The sequence below is a fragment of the Microbacterium sp. ARD31 genome, from assembly GCF_031844425.1.
The window spans coordinates 1-16,936 of record NZ_JAUZVE010000035.1; the positions used below are offsets into that span (position 1 = coordinate 1).

15 protein-coding genes are annotated in these 16,936 nt (G+C 73.9%); 10 read left to right on the top strand and 5 right to left on the bottom strand.

What is annotated here, in order from left to right:
• From proB to Q9S36_RS38770, 6 genes are all read left to right on the top strand, one after another.
• Positions 1 to 629 (top strand): glutamate 5-kinase (proB, locus tag Q9S36_RS38745; protein ID WP_311290097.1); only part of this gene is annotated, 629 nt, incomplete at its 5' end.
• A 182-nt stretch (positions 630 to 811) separates the two neighbouring features.
• Positions 812 to 1,477, top strand: a complete 666-nt coding sequence (locus Q9S36_RS38750; RefSeq protein WP_311290098.1) for a nucleotidyltransferase domain-containing protein — start codon at positions 812 to 814, stop codon at positions 1,475 to 1,477.
• Between the two features lie 29 nt (positions 1,478 to 1,506).
• On the top strand, positions 1,507 to 2,688 hold the full coding sequence (locus Q9S36_RS38755; protein WP_311290099.1) for a cysteine desulfurase family protein: 1,182 nt from the start codon (positions 1,507 to 1,509) through the stop codon (positions 2,686 to 2,688).
• Positions 2,688 to 3,794: a tRNA 2-thiouridine(34) synthase MnmA gene (gene mnmA / locus Q9S36_RS38760; RefSeq protein ID WP_311290100.1), complete on the top strand. Its 1,107-nt coding sequence runs from the start codon at positions 2,688 to 2,690 to the stop codon at positions 3,792 to 3,794. Before Q9S36_RS38755 ends, mnmA begins: the two co-directional genes overlap by 1 nt.
• On the top strand, positions 3,791 to 4,747 hold the full coding sequence (locus Q9S36_RS38765; RefSeq protein WP_311290101.1) for a serine hydrolase domain-containing protein: 957 nt from the start codon (positions 3,791 to 3,793) through the stop codon (positions 4,745 to 4,747). The genes mnmA and Q9S36_RS38765 overlap by 4 nt, the downstream gene beginning before the upstream one ends.
• Positions 4,744 to 5,724, top strand: coding sequence for a methionine synthase (locus tag Q9S36_RS38770; protein ID WP_311290102.1), 981 nt, complete (start codon positions 4,744 to 4,746; stop codon positions 5,722 to 5,724). The genes Q9S36_RS38765 and Q9S36_RS38770 overlap by 4 nt, the downstream gene beginning before the upstream one ends.
• A 55-nt stretch (positions 5,725 to 5,779) precedes the next feature.
• Here Q9S36_RS38770 and Q9S36_RS38775 read toward each other — a convergent pair whose 3' ends face one another.
• The 3 genes from Q9S36_RS38775 to Q9S36_RS38785 all read right to left on the bottom strand — a co-directional run bounded on the left by Q9S36_RS38775 (position 5,780) and on the right by Q9S36_RS38785 (position 8,766).
• Positions 5,780 to 6,412 (bottom strand): alpha/beta fold hydrolase, encoded by a 633-nt coding sequence (locus tag Q9S36_RS38775; protein ID WP_311290103.1) that lies wholly within the window; start codon positions 6,410 to 6,412, stop codon positions 5,780 to 5,782.
• A gap of 102 nt (positions 6,413 to 6,514) precedes the next feature.
• Positions 6,515 to 8,122: an MFS transporter gene (locus Q9S36_RS38780; protein WP_311290104.1), complete on the bottom strand. Its 1,608-nt coding sequence runs from the start codon at positions 8,120 to 8,122 to the stop codon at positions 6,515 to 6,517.
• An 8-nt stretch (positions 8,123 to 8,130) separates the two neighbouring features.
• Complete coding sequence (locus Q9S36_RS38785) at positions 8,131 to 8,766, bottom strand: TetR/AcrR family transcriptional regulator (RefSeq protein WP_311290105.1); 636 nt, start codon at positions 8,764 to 8,766, stop codon at positions 8,131 to 8,133.
• 181 nt (positions 8,767 to 8,947) lie between these two features.
• Between Q9S36_RS38785 and ligA the strand changes: the two genes are divergently transcribed.
• The 4 genes from ligA to Q9S36_RS38805 all read left to right on the top strand — a co-directional run bounded on the left by ligA (position 8,948) and on the right by Q9S36_RS38805 (position 15,368).
• Positions 8,948 to 11,053, top strand: coding sequence for an NAD-dependent DNA ligase LigA (ligA, locus tag Q9S36_RS38790; protein WP_311290106.1), 2,106 nt, complete (start codon positions 8,948 to 8,950; stop codon positions 11,051 to 11,053).
• A 79-nt stretch (positions 11,054 to 11,132) separates the two neighbouring features.
• Complete coding sequence (locus Q9S36_RS38795; RefSeq protein WP_311290107.1) at positions 11,133 to 12,383, top strand: calcium-binding protein; 1,251 nt, start codon at positions 11,133 to 11,135, stop codon at positions 12,381 to 12,383.
• A gap of 66 nt (positions 12,384 to 12,449) precedes the next feature.
• Complete coding sequence (locus Q9S36_RS38800) at positions 12,450 to 14,711, top strand: sensor histidine kinase (protein ID WP_311290108.1); 2,262 nt, start codon at positions 12,450 to 12,452, stop codon at positions 14,709 to 14,711.
• 12 nt (positions 14,712 to 14,723) lie between these two features.
• Positions 14,724 to 15,368, top strand: coding sequence for a response regulator transcription factor (locus Q9S36_RS38805; RefSeq protein WP_311290109.1), 645 nt, complete (start codon positions 14,724 to 14,726; stop codon positions 15,366 to 15,368).
• Positions 15,369 to 15,377: 9 nt separating this feature from the next.
• On the opposite strand, the gene Q9S36_RS38810 is transcribed toward Q9S36_RS38805, so the two are convergent.
• Positions 15,378 to 16,289, bottom strand: a complete 912-nt coding sequence (locus Q9S36_RS38810; protein ID WP_311290110.1) for an LCP family protein — start codon at positions 16,287 to 16,289, stop codon at positions 15,378 to 15,380.
• Positions 16,286 to 16,921 carry a hypothetical protein gene (locus tag Q9S36_RS38815; protein WP_311290111.1) on the bottom strand — a complete coding sequence of 212 codons (636 nt, stop codon included), beginning with the start codon at positions 16,919 to 16,921 and terminating at the stop codon, positions 16,286 to 16,288. The genes Q9S36_RS38810 and Q9S36_RS38815 overlap by 4 nt, the downstream gene beginning before the upstream one ends.
• Positions 16,922 to 16,936: the final 15 nt, after the last annotated feature.

Here is a 16,936-nt window from a genome sequence, read left to right on the forward strand (position 1 = left end):
ACCTCGTGCACGCCGACCTGCTCGTGCTGCTCTCCGACGTCGACGGGCTCTACGACGGCCCGCCGAGCCGGGAGGGCTCCCGCCTGGTCCCGGTGGTGCGTTCCGAGGACGACCTCGCGGCGGTGACCATCGGCTCGGCCGGTGCTGCCGGCGTCGGGACGGGCGGGATGACCACCAAGGTCGACGCCGCCCGGATCGCGACCGGCGCCGGCATCGACGTGGTCCTCACCTCGGCCGACCAGGCAGCCGCTGCGCTCGCCGGGGCCGACGTCGGCACCCTCTTCGAGGCCACGGGCAAGCGGCGCCCGACCCGGCTGCTCTGGCTGGCGCACGCCACCTCGGGGCAGGGCACGCTGACCCTCGACGCCGGCGCCGTGCGCGCGGTCGTCGAGCGGCGCGCCTCGCTCCTGGCCGCCGGCATCACCGCCGTCGACGGGAGCTTCGTCGCCGGCGACGCGGTCGACGTCCTGGACCCCAGCGGCTCGCCCGTCGCACGGGGCCTGGTCAACTTCGACGCCGACGAGCTCCCGGCGCTCCTCGGCCGCTCCACCCGGGAGCTCAAGGCGGCGCTCGGGGCGGCGTACGAGCGCGAGGTCATCCACCGCGACGACCTCGTCCTGCTCGACTAGTCCCACCGGCCCCCTGCCGCTCCCGCCCCCACTAACGGTTCATCACGGTATGCAGGCGAACCCGCACTTCCCGGCGTCAGGTGATCGTGGGAAGTGCCTGTTCGTCGACATACCGTGATGAACCATCAGCGGGCCAGCGCCGGAACCTTCGCGCGAGGGTGTCGCGGCGCTAGCGTCGCTCCATGGAGGAGGAGCGGGAGCCGCTGCGCCGCACACCCGAGGAGGTGGCGGAGGACGAGCGGTTCTTCCGGTGGTACGGCGCGTGGGACTCGCTCGACCCAGACGGGGTCGTCGAGCTGATGGCCGGCTTCGACCGGCCGTGGTGGATCGTCGGCGGCTGGTCGATCGAGGCGTTCACCGGCCGGCCGCGCGAGCACGAGGACGTCGACGTCTCGATCCTGGGGTGCGACCTCGGCGCGTTCCGCGAGCACGTCGGCGACGAGTGGAACCTCTGGAGCAACCACGGCGGGACCCTGCGCCCGTTCGACGACCGGTTCCCCGAGGTGCTCGACGTCGGCAGCCAGGTCTGGATCCGGCGCAGCGCCGCCGAGCCGTGGGTGATCGACATGGTGCCCACTCCCGACCGCGACGGGCTCTGGACCAGCAAGCGGGACCCCGACCACGTCGCACCTCTGGACGAGGTCACCTGGGTCGCGGACTCCGGGGTCCGCTACCAGCGCCCGGAGGTCACGCTGCTCTACAAGGCCCTGCCGGCGCGACCCAAGGACGACCGCGACCTCGCCGTCACCTGGCCGCTGCTGGACCCGTCGGCACGGGCCTGGCTGCGCGAGGCGGTGAGCCGGCTGTACCCCGGCCACGCCTGGCTGGACGGCACGATGGCGGAGTGACTCCGGTCGCCCCGTAGGCTTGGCAGGTCATGAGCGAGCGCATCGTCTACCTCGACCACGCCGCGACCACGCCGATGCTGCCGGTCGCGGTCGAGGCGATGACCCGCCAGCTCACCGGGGTCGGCAACGCGAGCTCGCTGCATGCCTCGGGTCGCGGTGCGCGCAGGGTCGTGGAGGAGTCGCGCGAGACCATCGCGGGCGTCATCGGGGCCCGCCCAGGCGACGTCGTGTTCACCTCCGGCGGCACCGAGTCCGACAACCTCGCGATCAAGGGCATCTTCTGGTCCCGGCGCGCCGAGGACCCGCGTCGTACCCGCATCCTGTCCACCGCGATCGAGCACCACGCCGTCCTCGACCCGCTGCACTGGCTCTCGGAGAGCGACGGTGCCGAGGTCGAGCTGCTGCCCGTCTCGTCGCAGGGCGTCCTCGACGTCGATGCGCTCCGCGAGTCGGTGGCCCGCGACCCTGCCTCGGTGGCCCTCGTCTCGGTGATGTGGGCCAACAACGAGGTCGGCTCGCTCCAGCCGATCGACGAGGTGGTGGCGATCGCCGCCGAGCACGCGATCCCCGTCCACACCGACGCGGTGCAGGCGGTGGGGCAGGTGCCCGTGGACTTCGCCGCGTGCGGCGTCGACGCGTTGACCTTCACCGGCCACAAGGTCGGCGGCCCGTACGGCGTCGGCGCGCTGGTGGTGCGCCGCGACCTCGCGGTGAGCGCGCTCGTGCACGGAGGCGGGCAGGAGCGCGACATCCGCAGCGGCACGCTCGACGTGCCCGCGATCGCGGGTCTCGCGGCGGCCGTGGAGGCGTCGGTCAAGGCCCAGCACGAGCACGCGGTGCGGGTCGCGACCCTGCGCGACGACCTGGTCCGCCGGGTGGTCGAGGTCGTCCCCGACGCCCACCTGCACGGGACCCCGTGCGGCCCGCTGCGGCTGCCCGGCAACGCGCACATCGGCTTCCCGGGCTGCGAGGGGGACTCCCTGCTGATGCTCCTCGACGCCCGCGGCATCGAGTGCTCCACCGGGTCGGCGTGCTCGGCGGGCGTGCCGCAGCCCTCGCACGTGCTGCTGGCGATGGGCTGCGACGACGACCAGGCCCGCCACTCGCTGCGGTTCACCCTCGGGCACTCGACGACCCCGGCCGACGTCGACGCCCTCGTCGAGGCGATCGGGCCCGTGGTCGAGCGCGCCCGGGCCGCCAAGGTGCGTTGATGAGGGTCGTCGCCGCGATGTCGGGCGGCGTGGACTCCGCCGTCGCCGCGGCCCGCGCCGTCGAGGCCGGTCACGAGGTGACCGGCGTCCACCTCGCCCTCAGCCGCAACCCGGCGTCGTACCGCTCTGGCGCTCGGGGCTGCTGCACCATCGAGGACAGCAACGACGCGCGCCGCGCCGCCGACGTGATCGGCATCCCGTTCTACGTCTGGGACCTCTCCGACCGCTTCCACGAGGACGTCGTGGAGGACTTCATGGACGAGTACGCCGCCGGCCGCACGCCGAACCCCTGCCTGCGGTGCAACGAGAAGATCAAGTTCGCCGCCGTGCTGGACCGGGCGCTCGCGCTCGGGTTCGACGCTGTCGCGACCGGCCACTACGCGCAGCTGCGCACCGGCGCCGACGGGCTCATCGAGATGCACCGGGCCGCCGACCACGGCAAGGACCAGTCCTACGTCCTCGGCGTGCTCGACCAGGAGCAGCTGCGGCACTCCCTCTTCCCGCTCGGCGACACCGACAAGCCGGCCGTACGGCGCGAGGCGCAGGCCCGCGGCCTGCTGGTCGCCGACAAGCCGGACTCCCACGACATCTGCTTCGTCGCCGACGGCGACAACGCCGGCTGGCTCCGGGAGAAGCTCGGCGACCGCGCCCCCAACCACGGCGGCGACATCGTCGACGTGACGACGGGGGAGACGGTCGGCAGCCACGACGGCACCTACGGCTTCACCATCGGCCAGCGACGCGGGCTCCGGCTGGGCGTCCCGGCGGCCGACGGGAAGCCGCGGTTCGTGCTCGACATCGAGCCGGTCAGCGGCACGGTCACCGTCGGACCCCGCGAGCGGCTGGCCGTCGGGCACGTCTCGGGCATCCGGCCGCGCTGGTGCGGCACCGTCCCGGAGCGGGTGGACGGGACCGTCCAGCTCCGGGCGCACGGTGCCGAGCACCGGGCGACCGTGGTGGTCGAGGGCGACCGTGTCGAGATCGAGCTCCACGAGCCCGCCCAGGGCATCGCGCCCGGTCAGGCGGCCGTGATCTACGACGGCACCCGTGTCGTGGGGTCGGCCACGATCGACGCGACCCGTCCCGTCGAGGTCGTCACTGCATGAGCACCCTCGCCCACCGGGCCGGAGCGCTGCTCGGCTCCCGGCACACGACGTACGTCGTCGCGCTGGTGACCCCGGAGGGTCCGGAGGTGGACGCGGTCGGGGCCGGCGTCCACGACGACGTGGAGCTCGGGTCGGTCTCCAAGGGCGTCACCGGACTGCTGTGGCGCGACGCGGTGGCGCGCGGGGAGGTCGCCGAGGCGGCTGTCCTGGGCGACCACCTGCCCGTCACCGGTCCGATCGGCGCCATCGCGCTGGCCGACCTGGCCACGCACTCCTCCGGCCTCCCGCGACTGGCGCCGGGCGGGCAGGTGCTGCGCCGCACCTGGGAGCTGTGGCGGGATGGCCGCAACCCCTACCGCGAGGACCTTCCCGCGCTGCTGGCCGGGCTCGACCGGGTCACGGTCCGCCGGCGCGGACGGCCCAGCTACTCCAACCTCGGCTTCCAGCTGCTCGGGCACGCCGTCGCCGCCGCCGCGCGCACGACGTACGCCGACCTGGTTGCGCAGCGCCTCGCGGCGCCTCTCGGACTGGTCGACACCTACGTGCCGGTGTCGGCGGGGGACCTGCGGCCGGGTGCGGTCGCGCCGCGCAACCGCGCCGGCCGCGTCGTGGAGCCGTGGGCCAACGGGGCGATCGCCCCGGCCGGCGGCGTCCGGTCGTCGGCGGTCGACCTCGCCGTCCTGCTCCGCGCGCTGCTCGACCGGACGGTGCCGGGCGCCGACGCGCTGGACCCGCGCACCTCCTTCGTCGGGAAGCAGCGCATCGGCGCGGGCTGGCTCACCGGCGACCTGCTGCGTCGCGAGGTGACCTGGCACAACGGCGGGACCGGCGGCTTCCGCTCCTTCGTCGGCATCGACCGGGTGCACGGCGTCGGCGTGGCAGTGGTCAGCGCCTCGACCCGCTCCGTCGACGGCGCGGCCGCGCGGCTGCTGGCCGAGGCGGGGGACCGATGAGCACCGCGACCGGTGTCGGGTCCCTGCCGGGCACCGACTTCGCCGAGGCGACGCGCCTGGTGCTGGGGGAGCTCCCCGACCTGCCGCACGTGCCGGAGCTGCCCGCGCGCGGCGTCACCGCCGGCATGACCGGCCGTGGGCTGGCCGTCGTCGAGGGCCTGGCGGCCGACCTGCAGCCGGCCGGCTGGCGCCTCACCGATGCCAGCGGGGTCGACCACCGGCGCGCCCGCTCGTTGCTCGCCCAGGACCTCGACACCGTCGAGGAGCTCGCGCAGGGCTGGACCGGGGCGTTCAAGACCCAGGTCGCCGGCCCGTGGACGCTCGCCGCGACGGTCGAGAAGCCGCGCGGCGACAAGGTGCTCAGCGACCACGGTGCCCGGCGCGAGCTCGCCCAGGCGTTGGCCGAGGGCCTGGCCGCCCACGTGGCCGACCTACGGCGGCGCCTCGCCGGGGTGGACCGGCTCGTGGTGCAGGTCGACGAGCCTGCGCTCGCGGCCGTCGTGGCCGGCCGGGTGCCGACCGCCAGCGGCTATGGCCGGCACCGCCGCGTCGACCTCCCCGAGGCCTCGGCGCACCTCGAGTGGGTCCTCGGCGCGATCAGCGACGCCGGGGCCGAGCCCTGGGTGCACTCGTGCGCGCCGCAGACGCCGTGGTCGATCGTCGCGGGCGCTGGGGCGGCCGGGCTGTCGGCCGACCTGTCGATGCTCGGCCCGGAGGACCTCGACACCTTCGCCGAGGCGCTCGAGGGCGGGCGCACGACCGCGCTGGGCGTCGTACCGTCCCTCGAGCCGGAGGGCGGGGCGTCCGACGCCCGGCTCACCGAGCGGGTGCAGCGCTGGTTCGACATGCTCGGGCTCGACCTCGAGGCGCTCGGCGGTGCGGCCGTCGTGACGCCGGCGTGCGGGCTGGCCGGTGCCACGACCGGCTGGGCGGCCCGCGCGGTGCGGCTCTCGGCGACCGTCGCGCGGAACCTCTGACCGGCCGAGGCCGCCATGGGCGTCCGCGGGTGGCACGCCGGCGGCAGCCGCTGGGTCAGGTCCCCGGGCAGCGGGTCCGGTCGAGCACGTCGAGGACCGACTCGAGGGCCACCTCGTGCCAGCGCGCGGACGCGGTGAGCATGTAGTGGCCGAGCGGACCCATGTCGCGCAGGTCGGCGCCGTCGGCGACCGAGCGCGCCCGCTCGACGTATCGGGCGGTCTCACCGAAGGACGTGATGCGGTCGCGCCGCCCGTGTGCGGCGTGCAGCACCCGACCGGCCAGGGGCTCGACGGGGTCGTGGGCCGACCACCACGGGGCCAGCCCCACGACCCCGACCACCGACGGGTCGTCGGCGACGTGGACCGCGACACGCGCCCCCATGGAGTGGCCGAGGAGCACCACGGGCACGTCGCCGTGCGCGGCACGGACCCGGCCGAGGGCCCACCGGGCGTCGTCGAGGCGCTCGCCGCCGTTCCACCCGCGCTCGCGGTAGCGGACCAGCCAGACGCCGACGCCGGCCTCGTGCGCCTGTCGCGCGATGCTGCGCTGCAGCCACAGCGCGCGTCGCCACGAGGCGCTCCGGCCGTCGACCGCCTGGCTCGAGCGTGGCCTGCCGCCGTGCAGGACGAGGGCGACCGCGCGGGCCCGGCCCGGGGCGTCGTACGTCGTCAGGAGCGGGTCACTCACGCGTCTCCTTCGGAGCCGGGACGGTCACGGATGGGTGGGGGAGCGCGGAGGGAGGACCTCCGTCACCGGAGATCCTCCCTCGCAGGCGGTTGAGGTGGTGCCTCAGTGCACGGCCACGCCCTCAGGGGCGTCGTCGGTCGCGAGCTCGTCGTGGTGGACGTCGAGGAAGATCCACACGATGACCGAGGCCGCCAGCATCATGATCGAGCCGACCAGGAAGGCGCTCGTGGCACCATCGGCGAAGCCGACGATCCCGGCGATCGGACCGAGCTGGTCCGGGGTGAGCTGGCCCTGGGCCGCGGCGCCCAGCTGGGGGGCGACCTCCTCGGTCCGCGACTGCGAGAAGTGCAGCGCGACCGTGCTGAGCGTGGCCAGGCCCAGCGCGCCGCCGACCTGCTGCATCGTGTTGAGCACGCCCGACCCGATGCCGGAGTCCTGCGCGCGCAGGCGGTGCACCGCGACCAGCGTGAGCGGGACGAAGTTGAGCCCCATGCCGAAGGCCATCAGCACGATGAACGGCAGGACGTGGGTCCAGTAGTTCACGCCGTCGCCGAGGTGGCCGCCGCCGGCCACGGCGTCGAGGATCCCGGTGGGGCTGTCGGGCACGTCGAGCCGGCTGAAGCCGAACAGCGCGATGGCGGAGAGGATCGTGCCGATGCCGGACAGGAAGCGGGGGTCGACCGTGCTGACGAGCTTGGACGCCGCGGTCGCCGAGATGATCATCGCGATCGAGAACGGCAGGAACGCGAAGCCGGTGTGGAGCGGGGAGTAGCCCACCACGAGCTGGATGAACAGCGACAGGAAGAAGAACATCGCGAACATCGCCGCGGGGACGATCATCATGACCGCGAAGGCGGCCGCGCGGTTGCGGCTGGCGAAGATCCGGAACGGCAGCAGCGGGTGCTGGACCCGGGTCTCGACGACGATGAACAGCGCGAGGAGGGCCACGCCGAGGGCGAGGCTGAGGACGGTGCTGGTGGCGCCCCAGCCGTACTCCTCCTGGCCGGCGCGGCTCAGGCCGAACACGATGGCGAGCAGGCCGGCCGTGCCGGTGATCGCACCGGGGATGTCGAGCTCGCCCTCGTGGCGCTCGGACTCGTCGAAGAAGCGCGGCGCGAAGAACGCGGCGCCGAGGCCGATCGGGACGACGATGAGGAAGGTGTAGCGCCAGCCCTCGATGCCGAGCGGGGAGTCGAGGCCGGTGAGCCAGCCGCCCAGGATCAGGCCGACGGCGGCACCGACGCCGGCCATCGCGGCGTACACGGCGAAGGCGCGGTTGCGCTCCTTGCCCGCCGGGAAGGTGGTGGCGATCAGGGCGAGCGCGGCAGGCGAGGCCAGCGCGGCACCGAGGCCCTGGAAGGCGCGGGCGCCGAGCAGCATGGCCTCGTTCTGGGCGAAGCCGCCCACGAGCGAGGCGACGGCGAAGAGCAGCACGCCGACCATGAAGATGAGGCGTCGGCCCATCAGGTCGGCCAGCCGGCCGCCGAGGAGCAGGAAGCCGCCGAAGGTCAGGGCGTAGCCGGTGACGATCCACTGCAGGTTGGCCTGCTCGATAGACAGGTCGTTGCCGATGAACGGCAGGGCGATGTTGGCGATGGTGCTGTCGAGCACCACCATCAGCTGCGCCAGGGAGATGAGCACGAGGGCCCAGCGCAGGCGCTTGTGCTGCTCGGGGGTCACCTCGTCGGCAACCGGAGCCAGGTCGGTCATGTGATTCCTCAGGGTTCGTGGGTCGGGTCGAGTGAAGCGGAAGGGTCTGACAATGGGCCGCAGCGGGCGGCCGGGAGGATCACCTCGTCGAGGATCCGGCCGATCAGCTCGGGCGTGACGACGTCGCCGAGCAGGAACGCACGGTGGAGCACGATCCCGGCCAGCGACGGTGCGAGGATGGTGAGGTCGACGTCGGGGTGGACCTCGCCGCGCTCGCGGGCGCGTTCGTAGATCGTGCGTGAGGCGGCGACCTTGGGACCGATGAAGTCGCGGCGGTAGACCTCGGCGAACTCCGGGTCGCGCCCCATGGCGGTCACCACGGCGGCGAGGACCGCCTGGGCCCTCGGATCGTCGATGCCGCCGCTGCCGCAGTAGGCGGCGAGGAGGTCTCCGCGCAGCGTGCCGGTGTCGGGCACGGTCGTCGCCGTCGCGTGGTGGTAGGTGACGGCCGCGACGACGAGCTCGGGCTTGCCCCGCCACCGCCGGTAGAGGGTGGCCTTGGAGGCCTTCGCCCGGGTGGCGACCGCGTCCATGGTGAGCAGGTCGTAGCCCACCTCGGCGAGCACCTCGAGGGTGGCGCCGAGGATCTCCTGCTCGCGCTCGCCCTCCACGCGGGGGCGGGTGCCGGCTTCGATGGGCGTCATGGGTCCTCTCCGGGATCGAGGTGGGCGGGAGAATGAAACGAAACGGTTCCGTTTCGTCACGAGCGTAGCCCGGGCAGATGGATGGAACAAATGCGTTTCATCCGGTCCAGACCACTGCCCTCCCGGGCAGCACGGCGAGGGCGTACGCCAGGTGTCGGAGGTGGGCGGCAGACTGTGCTCCATGAGTCCCGCCGACGAGCCCCAGGTCGCCAGCGCCACGCCCGAGGCGCGCGAGCGCCACCAGGAGCTCAGCGAGCAGGTGGAGGACGCGCGGTGGCGCTACTACGTCCTCGACGACCCGACGCTCTCCGACGCCGACTTCGACGTCCGGCTGCGCGAGCTCGAGGGGCTCGAGGAGAGCTATCCCGAGCTGCGCACGCCCGACTCGCCGACCCAGAAGGTCGGCGGCGCGGTGTCGACCGAGTTCACCGCCGTCGACCACCTCCAGCGGATGGAGAGCCTCGACAACGCCTTCTCCTACGACGAGCTCGAGGGGTGGTACTCCCGCCTCCAGCGCGAGGGCCTGTCCGCTCCCGACCTGCTGTGCGAGCTCAAGGTCGACGGCCTCGCGATCAACCTGCTCTACGAGGACGGTCGCCTGGTCCGCGCGCTGACCCGGGGCGACGGTCGCACCGGTGAGGACGTGACCCCCAACGTCAAGACCATCCACTCGGTGCCCCATCGCCTCACCGGCACCGACGAGTTCCCGGTGCCTTCGCTGCTCGAGGTCCGGGGCGAGGTGTTCCTCCCCGTCGAGGCGTTCGAGCGGCTCAACGTGTCGATGACCGAGGCGGGTCGACCGGCCTTCGCCAACCCGCGCAACGCCGCGGCCGGCTCGTTGCGCCAGAAGGACCCGCGCGTGACCGCGAGCCGTGCGCTCGGCATGGTCTGCCACGGCATCGGCGAGCGGCGCGGCTTCGAGCCGGTCGCCCAGTCCCACGCCTACGAGGCGCTCTCGGCGTGGGGTCTGCCGACGTCCGACCAGGTGCGAGTGGTGCCCACGCTCAAGGACGTCGAGGCCTACATCGAGAACGCCGGCGAGCACCGCCACTCGATCGTCCCCTACGAGATCGACGGCGTCGTGGTGAAGGTCGACGAGGTCTCCCTCCAGCGGCGGATGGGCTCGACGTCGCGGGCCCCCCGGTGGGCCATCGCCTTCAAGTACCCGCCCGAGGAGGTCAACGCCAAGCTGCTCGACATCCGGGTCAACGTCGGCCGCACCGGCCGGGCCACCCCCTACGGCGTGATGGAGCCGACCAAGGTGGCCGGCTCGACCGTCGAGAACGCCACCCTCCACAACCGCTACGAGGTGGAGCGCAAGGACGTGCGCCCCGGCGACACCGTCGTGCTGCGCAAGGCCGGCGACGTGATCCCCGAGATCGTCGGGCCGGTGCTCGGCCTGCGCCCCGAGGGCCTCGAGAAGTGGGTCATGCCGGAGGACTGCCCGTCCTGCGGCACCCGGCTGGCGGAGCAGAAGGAGGGCGACAAGGACCTGCGCTGCCCCAACCACCAGCACTGCCCGGCCCAGGTCCGCGAGCGGGTGTTCCACGTGGCCGGCCGCGGCGCCTTCGACATCGAGGGCCTCGGCTACGAAGCGGCCTCAGCGCTCATCGACGCCGGCGTGATCACCGACGAGGGCGACCTGTTCTCGCTGACCCGTGACCAGCTGGTCAGGGCGCCGCTGTTCACCCGGGCGCCGAAGAAGGGGGAGGAGGGCCCGCAGCTGTCCGCCAACGGCGAGCGCCTCGCCGCCAACCTCGACAAGGCCAAGCAGGTCCCGCTGTGGCGGGTGCTGGTCGCGCTGTCCATCCGCCACGTCGGCCCGACGGCCGCCCGCGCGCTGGCCCAGGAGTTCGAGTCGATGGCCGCGATCCGCGCCGCCACCGAGGAGGAGCTCGCCGCGGCGGAGGGGGTGGGACCCACGATCGCCGAGGCCGTGATCGCCTGGTTCGAGGTCGACTGGCACCGCGCGATCGTCGACGCGTGGGAGGCCGACGGGGTGTCGATGGCCGATGAGCGCGACGCGTCGGTCGCGCGCACGCTCGAGGGGCTCACCATCGTCGCGACCGGCTCGTTGGAGCACTACACCCGCGACTCGGTGAAGGAGGCGATCATCAGTCGCGGCGGCAAGGCGGCCGGCTCGGTCTCCAAGAACACCGACTACGTCGTGGTCGGCGAGAACGCCGGCTCCAAGGCCGACAAGGCCGAGCAGCTCGGCCTGCGGATCCTCGACGAGGCGCAGTTCACCACGCTCCTGGAGGAGGGGCCCGACGGGTTGGCGACCTAGCCGGAAGGGTGGCGCGCGGAGGTTTGAGCGACGCAGGATGCGGTAGGAGACCCCGAACGACTAATCCCTGGGAGTCAGCATGCGTCTCGTCCGATCACTCGTCCCCGCGCTCGTTGCCGCTGCGGGCATCGCCGCCCCGGTGGCCGTCGCGCCCCTGGCCCACGCGGCCGCCCCCACGTGCGCCGGGCTGAAGGCCACGATCGTGGGCAACAACAAGGCCAACACGATCAACGGCACCCCGCAGCGCGACGTCATCGTCGCCCGCGGCGGCAACGACACGATCCGCGGCGGCGGTGGCAACGACGTGGTCTGCGGTGGTGACGGTGCCGACGTCATCGTCGGCGGCGAGGGCAACGACCGGCTCTACGGCGAGGCCGACCTGGTCAGGCTCGACCAGTTCGGCCGCACGGTGATGAAGGGCGACACCATCTCCGGCGGGCTCGGCGACGACACGATCGACCTCGGCTTCGACTTCCGGCAGGCCAGCGAGGGCACGACCCGCATCCTCGACGGGGTGTCGTACGCCGACGCCCCGGCGCCGGTCGTGGTGGACTTCCGCGCCGCGGCGACCGTGACGATCACCGCCAACGGCAGCGACACCGTCACCGGATACAGCCGTGGCATCCGCGTCGCCGGCTCCGAGCTCGGCGACACCATCAAGGGCACCAACGGCGACGACGCGATCTACGCCCGTGGTGGTGACGACACCGTCTTCGGACGCGGCGGTGACGACACCATCGTCGCCGACACCAGCAGCACCCTCGGCAACGACCGGCTCTACGGCGAGGCCGGCGACGACTCCCTCAGCGGCACCTCCGGCTCCGACACCCTCGTCGGGGGGACGGGCGAGGACGCCCTGACCTCGACCTCCGAGCTGCACCAGGTGATGCGCGGCGGCGGCGGCGTCGACACCGTGACCTTCCCGCTGCCGGTGGACTCCGGCTTCGTCGCCAAGGGCTACGGCGGCCAGGACAAGCTGCGCCTGCTACCCAGCTCCAACCCGGCGCTCAAGCCGACGGTGCGCATCGACCAGATGAAGAAGACCACGATCCGCGACCTCCAGCCCTACACGCTCGAGGGCAAGATCTCCGGCTTCAGCGACGTCGTCCTCCCCGCCCGCACCCTGTCGATCTTCAAGGGCAGCAACGACTCGGAGGTCGTCACCGCCAACCCCGACTACCGCGTGGAGATCTACGGCCGCGGCGGCGCGGACGTGATGACCGGCTCCCGCCAGCCCGACCGCCTCGACGGCGGCAAGGGCTTCGACATCGCCCGCGGCCGTGGCGGCAACGACACCTGCAAGGCGGCCGAGAAGCGCTCCAGCTGCTGACCCGAGGCGCGCACGGCTGCCGCGCGTCCACTTCCGCGCACCTGCCCGGCGCGGGACGATGCCCCCATGTCCCGCACCGGCAGGCTGCTCGTGCTCGCGGTGGCGTGGGCGCTTCCGGCCGGCTGGCTGCTGCTGGCGCTGACGGCCGGGCCCTCCGACGGCACCAGCCTGGCGTCGTCCCTGCTGCCGGACGGGACGCGGAGGGTCGAGTCGCTCACGGTGGCCCGCACGTTCGGCTCCACGCCGCTGCTGCCCGGCGACGAGGTGCAGGCGGTCGACGGTCGCGCGGTCGAGGACTGGCTGGCCGGCGGTGGCGCGCCCGGACGTGAGGTGGGCGACGTCGTCCGCTACGAGGTACGCCGCTCGGGCGGGGCGCTGGACCGGATCCAGCAGGTCGAGGTGACCCTGGTCGACTACCCGGTCGCCGCAGCACTGCGGTCGGGGTGGCGGGCCGTGCTCGCCGCCCTCGCCCTCCTCGTCGCGGGGTCCGCGGCGTTCTGGGCGCGCCCCCGGGCCGGGTCGACGCGTGCCTTCCTCGTCGCAGCGGCGCTGCTCCCCGCGATGCTGACCTCGACGCCGTTCGGCGTGGGTGCGGTCGACCTGGTGGGTTCGCGCGGCGTGTGGCCCGAGGCAGTCGGCGAGGTCATGGCCGCCCTCGGCCTGGTCGCGGTGGTCGTCGCCGTGCTCGCCCTGGTCCGCCTGCCGGGACCGCAGCGGCGGTGGGTGCCGGTGCTCGCGCTCGTCGCCCCGCTCGTCGGGTACGCCGCCTGGCTCGGGCTCGCCCTCGACGACGCCGCCTCCCGCGCGGCCCGCCTCGACGTGCTCACCACGGTCGCGGTGCCGGCGCTGTGGGCGATCGTCCCGGCGCTCGTCGGCGCGGCCGCCCTCGCCCACGCTCGTGCCGAGCAGCGCGAGGAGGTCCTGGCCACGCGCCTGGTGCTGCTCGGGGTCGGTGCCGGCCTCGGCACGTGGGTCTTCCTCGGCCAGCTGCCGGTGTGGCTGACGGGGGCGGCGCCCCTGCAGTGGGACGTCCTCGGGGCCCTGGCCCTCGGCGTGCCGCTCGCCTGCGTGGCCGTCGCGGCCGCACGGTTCCACCTCGACGAGATCGAGCCGCGCGTGCGCCGCGGCCTGGTCCAGGCGCTGGTGCTGGTCGTGGTGGGCGCGGCCTTCGTCGCGCTGGTGCGCGCCGTGGACGCCGCCGCGGACATCTCGGTGGGCTCGATGCTCACCGGCGGGCTGCTCGCGCTGCTCCTGCTCCCGGCCGCCGTGGCCGTGCAGCGCCTGGTCCGTCGGCTCGTCTACGGCGACCGCGTGTTCCCCGACCGCGTGGTGTCCGACCTGCGCCGGCTGGACCCGGTGACCGCGCCGGAGGACGTGCTGCGCGAGGCGCTCGAGCTGCTGGCGCGGCGCCTGCACCTCTCCTTCGCCGCAGTGGACGTCTTCGCGACGGGCACCTCCGAGTCCTTCGCCACCTCCATCGGGACGTCGTACGGCACGCCGTCGACCATCGACCTGGCGGTGGGCGGCACCACCCTCGGTCGGCTCCGGGTCGAGGTCGACGTCGGCCGCGACCCGTTCGGGCCGGCGGATCGGCGGCTGCTCGAGGACGTCGGCAGCCAGGTGGGCGCGCTCGTCCAGGCGATGACGGCCAACCGCGAGCTGCAGATGTCGCGCCAGCGGCTGGTCGCGGCCCGCGAGGAGGAGCGCCGGAGGCTGCGCCGGGACCTCCACGACGGGCTGGGCCCCTCGCTGGCGACCCTGGCGATGCGGCTCGAAGCCGCCTCCGACCTCATCCACGAGGACCCGGCGGAGGCCGCGGACCTCGTCGCGCGCCTGTCGGACCAGGCGCGCGAGGACATCGCCGAGGTACGACGCCTCGTGGAGGGGCTGCGGCCACCGGCGCTCGACCAGCTCGGCCTGGTCTCGGCGCTGCGGCACCGCGCGGCGGAGCACGCCTCGGGAGGCGGGGGAGTGCGGGTGCCGTGGACCGTCGAGGCGGACGACGACCTCGAGCCGCTGCCGGCCGCGGTGGAGGTGGCGGCGTACCGGATCGTGGTCGAGGCGGTGAACAACGTGCAGCGGCACAGCGCGGCCGACCGCTGCGCCGTGGTGCTGGCCCGCGAAGGCGGCGACCTGCGCGTCGAGGTCGCCGACACGGGCTCGGGTCTGGCACCGGACCGGCGCGCGGGTGTAGGCCTGTCCTCGATGCGTGAGCGGGCAGAGGAGCTCGGCGGCTCGTTCGAGGCGTCGGCGCGGCTGGGAGGTGGCACCGTCGTACGGGTCCGGCTCCCGCTGGGCGACGGGCCGGGCGCTGCAGGGGAACGGTAGGAGGGGCGAGCGATGGACACGCACCGGGTGCTGGTCGCCGACGACCACGAGGAGTTCCGCCGCGGCCTGGAGGCGCTGCTGGCGGCCGCGCCGGGGCTGGAGGTCGTCGGCACGGCGGGCGACGGCGCGATGGCGGTCGCCCTCGCGCTGGACCTGCAGCCCGACGTGGTCCTGATGGACCTCCACATGCCCCGCGTCAACGGGATCGACGCGACGGCCCGGATCGTGCAGTCGTCGCCGCACATCGGCGTGGTCGTGCTGACGATGATGGAGGACGAGGAGTCGGTCTTCGCGGCCGTGCGCGCGGGCGCCCGGGGCTACCTGCTGAAGGGCGCGCGCCGCGGCGAGATCACCCGCGCGGTGCACGCCGTCGGGGCGGGCGAGGTGATCTTCGGCCCCGGCATCGCCGACCGGGTGATGGCCTACTTCGCCGGTGCGCGGAGCCGTCCCACGGCCGACGCCTTCCCCGACCTGACCGACCGCGAGCGGGTGGTGCTGGGGCTGATCGCCGAGGGCAAGGAGAACGGCGAGATCGCGCGGCAGCTGGGGCTGTCGGTCAAGACCGTGCGCAACCACGCGAGCAACATCTTCGCCAAGCTGCAGGTGGCCCACCGGGCGCAGGCGATCGTGAAGGCCCGTGAGGCGGGACTGGGCTGAGCCCGCCCATCAGGAGCCGTCGCGGCAGCCGCCCTGGAGGCGCAGGTCGTCGACGGCGTCGCGGCCGACTGCGAGCGCCTGCTGGGTGTCGGGGATGACGACGTCCGCCTCGCCGACCCGCTCGAAGGTGCCCCGGACGATGCACGCCGCGGTGCGGCGCGGCTCGATCGTGGTCAGTGACTGGACCAGCCGGTAGACCTGGCCCGGGGTCATGTCGGTCTCGAGTCCCGCGAGGGCGGAGAGGGTCACGCTCTCCAGGAATCCCTCCTCGTCCTCGGCCGCCTTCAGTCGCTGGAGCGCCGCGAGCAGGAGCCGCTGGTGGTTGGCGACGCGTTCGAAGTCGCTGCCGCCGGGCAGGGAGGTGCGGGTGCGGGCGTAGAGGAGCGCCTCCTCGGCGTCGAAGGTGTTCGTTCCGCGCCGGACGACGACGCCGCCCTCCTCCGTCGTGAACCGCTCCAGCGGGGAGTCGACCTCGACGTCGCCGAGCGTGCCCATCATCGACAGGAACCCGTCGAAGCCGGTCACCAGCACGACGTCGGGCTCGATGTCGGTGAGCAGGGCGACCTGCCGCGCCACCTCCTCGGGGCCGTGGTCGCGCAGCGCCGTGTTGAGGCGGGCGGGCCCGCCCGGGAGGTCGACGTAGAGGTCGCGGGGGAGGCCGATCGCGACCGCCCGCCCGGTGGCCGGCTCGACCCCGACGAGCTGGATCGCGTCGGTCAGTCCCGTGGTCACGTCCGCTCCGCCGGACGCCTCCGAGCCGAGGGCGAGCACCCACAGCGAGTCCTCGCCGGCGTCGACGGCCTTGGCGGTGCCGATGGTCGTCAGGCTGATCGTCGTCGGGTGCACCGAGCCCGTGGGCACCGCCAGCGCGACCCCGGCCAGCAGGGCGAGGCGGAGCGCGGTGCGTCGCAGCCACCTCACGTCCCGTCCTCCGACCCGTTGCCCGGCCCGGTCTCCGCACCGACCGCGACCCCGTCGTCGAAGTCGAGGTCGTAGCCGAAGATCCGCCACCGCTCGCCGTCGGCCTCGAGCAGGATCCGGCCGGCGAGCACCAGCGGCCGGGTCGACCCGTCCTCCATGGTCGCCTCGAAGGAGAAGCGCACCGCGGCGCTGCCGGCGTACACCGTGCGTCTCTGGGTGAGGAAGCTGAGCCGCGCGTCGAGCTCGGTGGCGCGCATCGCGGTGGCGTCGCCGGAGCTGGCGGCGGTGAGCATGTCGATCTGCCCGGCGGCCTCGCGGGCGGCCCGGCTGGTGAAGGCCCCGAAGGACTGGACGAAGTCCTCGCGCGGGAAGGTGCCGAGGAACGCCTCGACGACGTAGTCCGAGAGCACGTCGCCCACCTCGCCCTCGAGCTCGGTGAGCGCCTGCTCGTCGAGGCGGTCGGCGCCCCACACCGTCTGCACCCGCAGCGCGGCGTTCTCGGCCCGGGGCGACCGGTCGTCGTCCGGCTCGGGGCCCGTCGAGCACGCCGCGGCCAGGGGCGCGACGAGGGTCAGGGTCACCGCCGCGGCCACGAGCGTCGCGCGGCCGCGGTGGCGTCGAGGCTGTCCCATGCCGTTCATCATGGC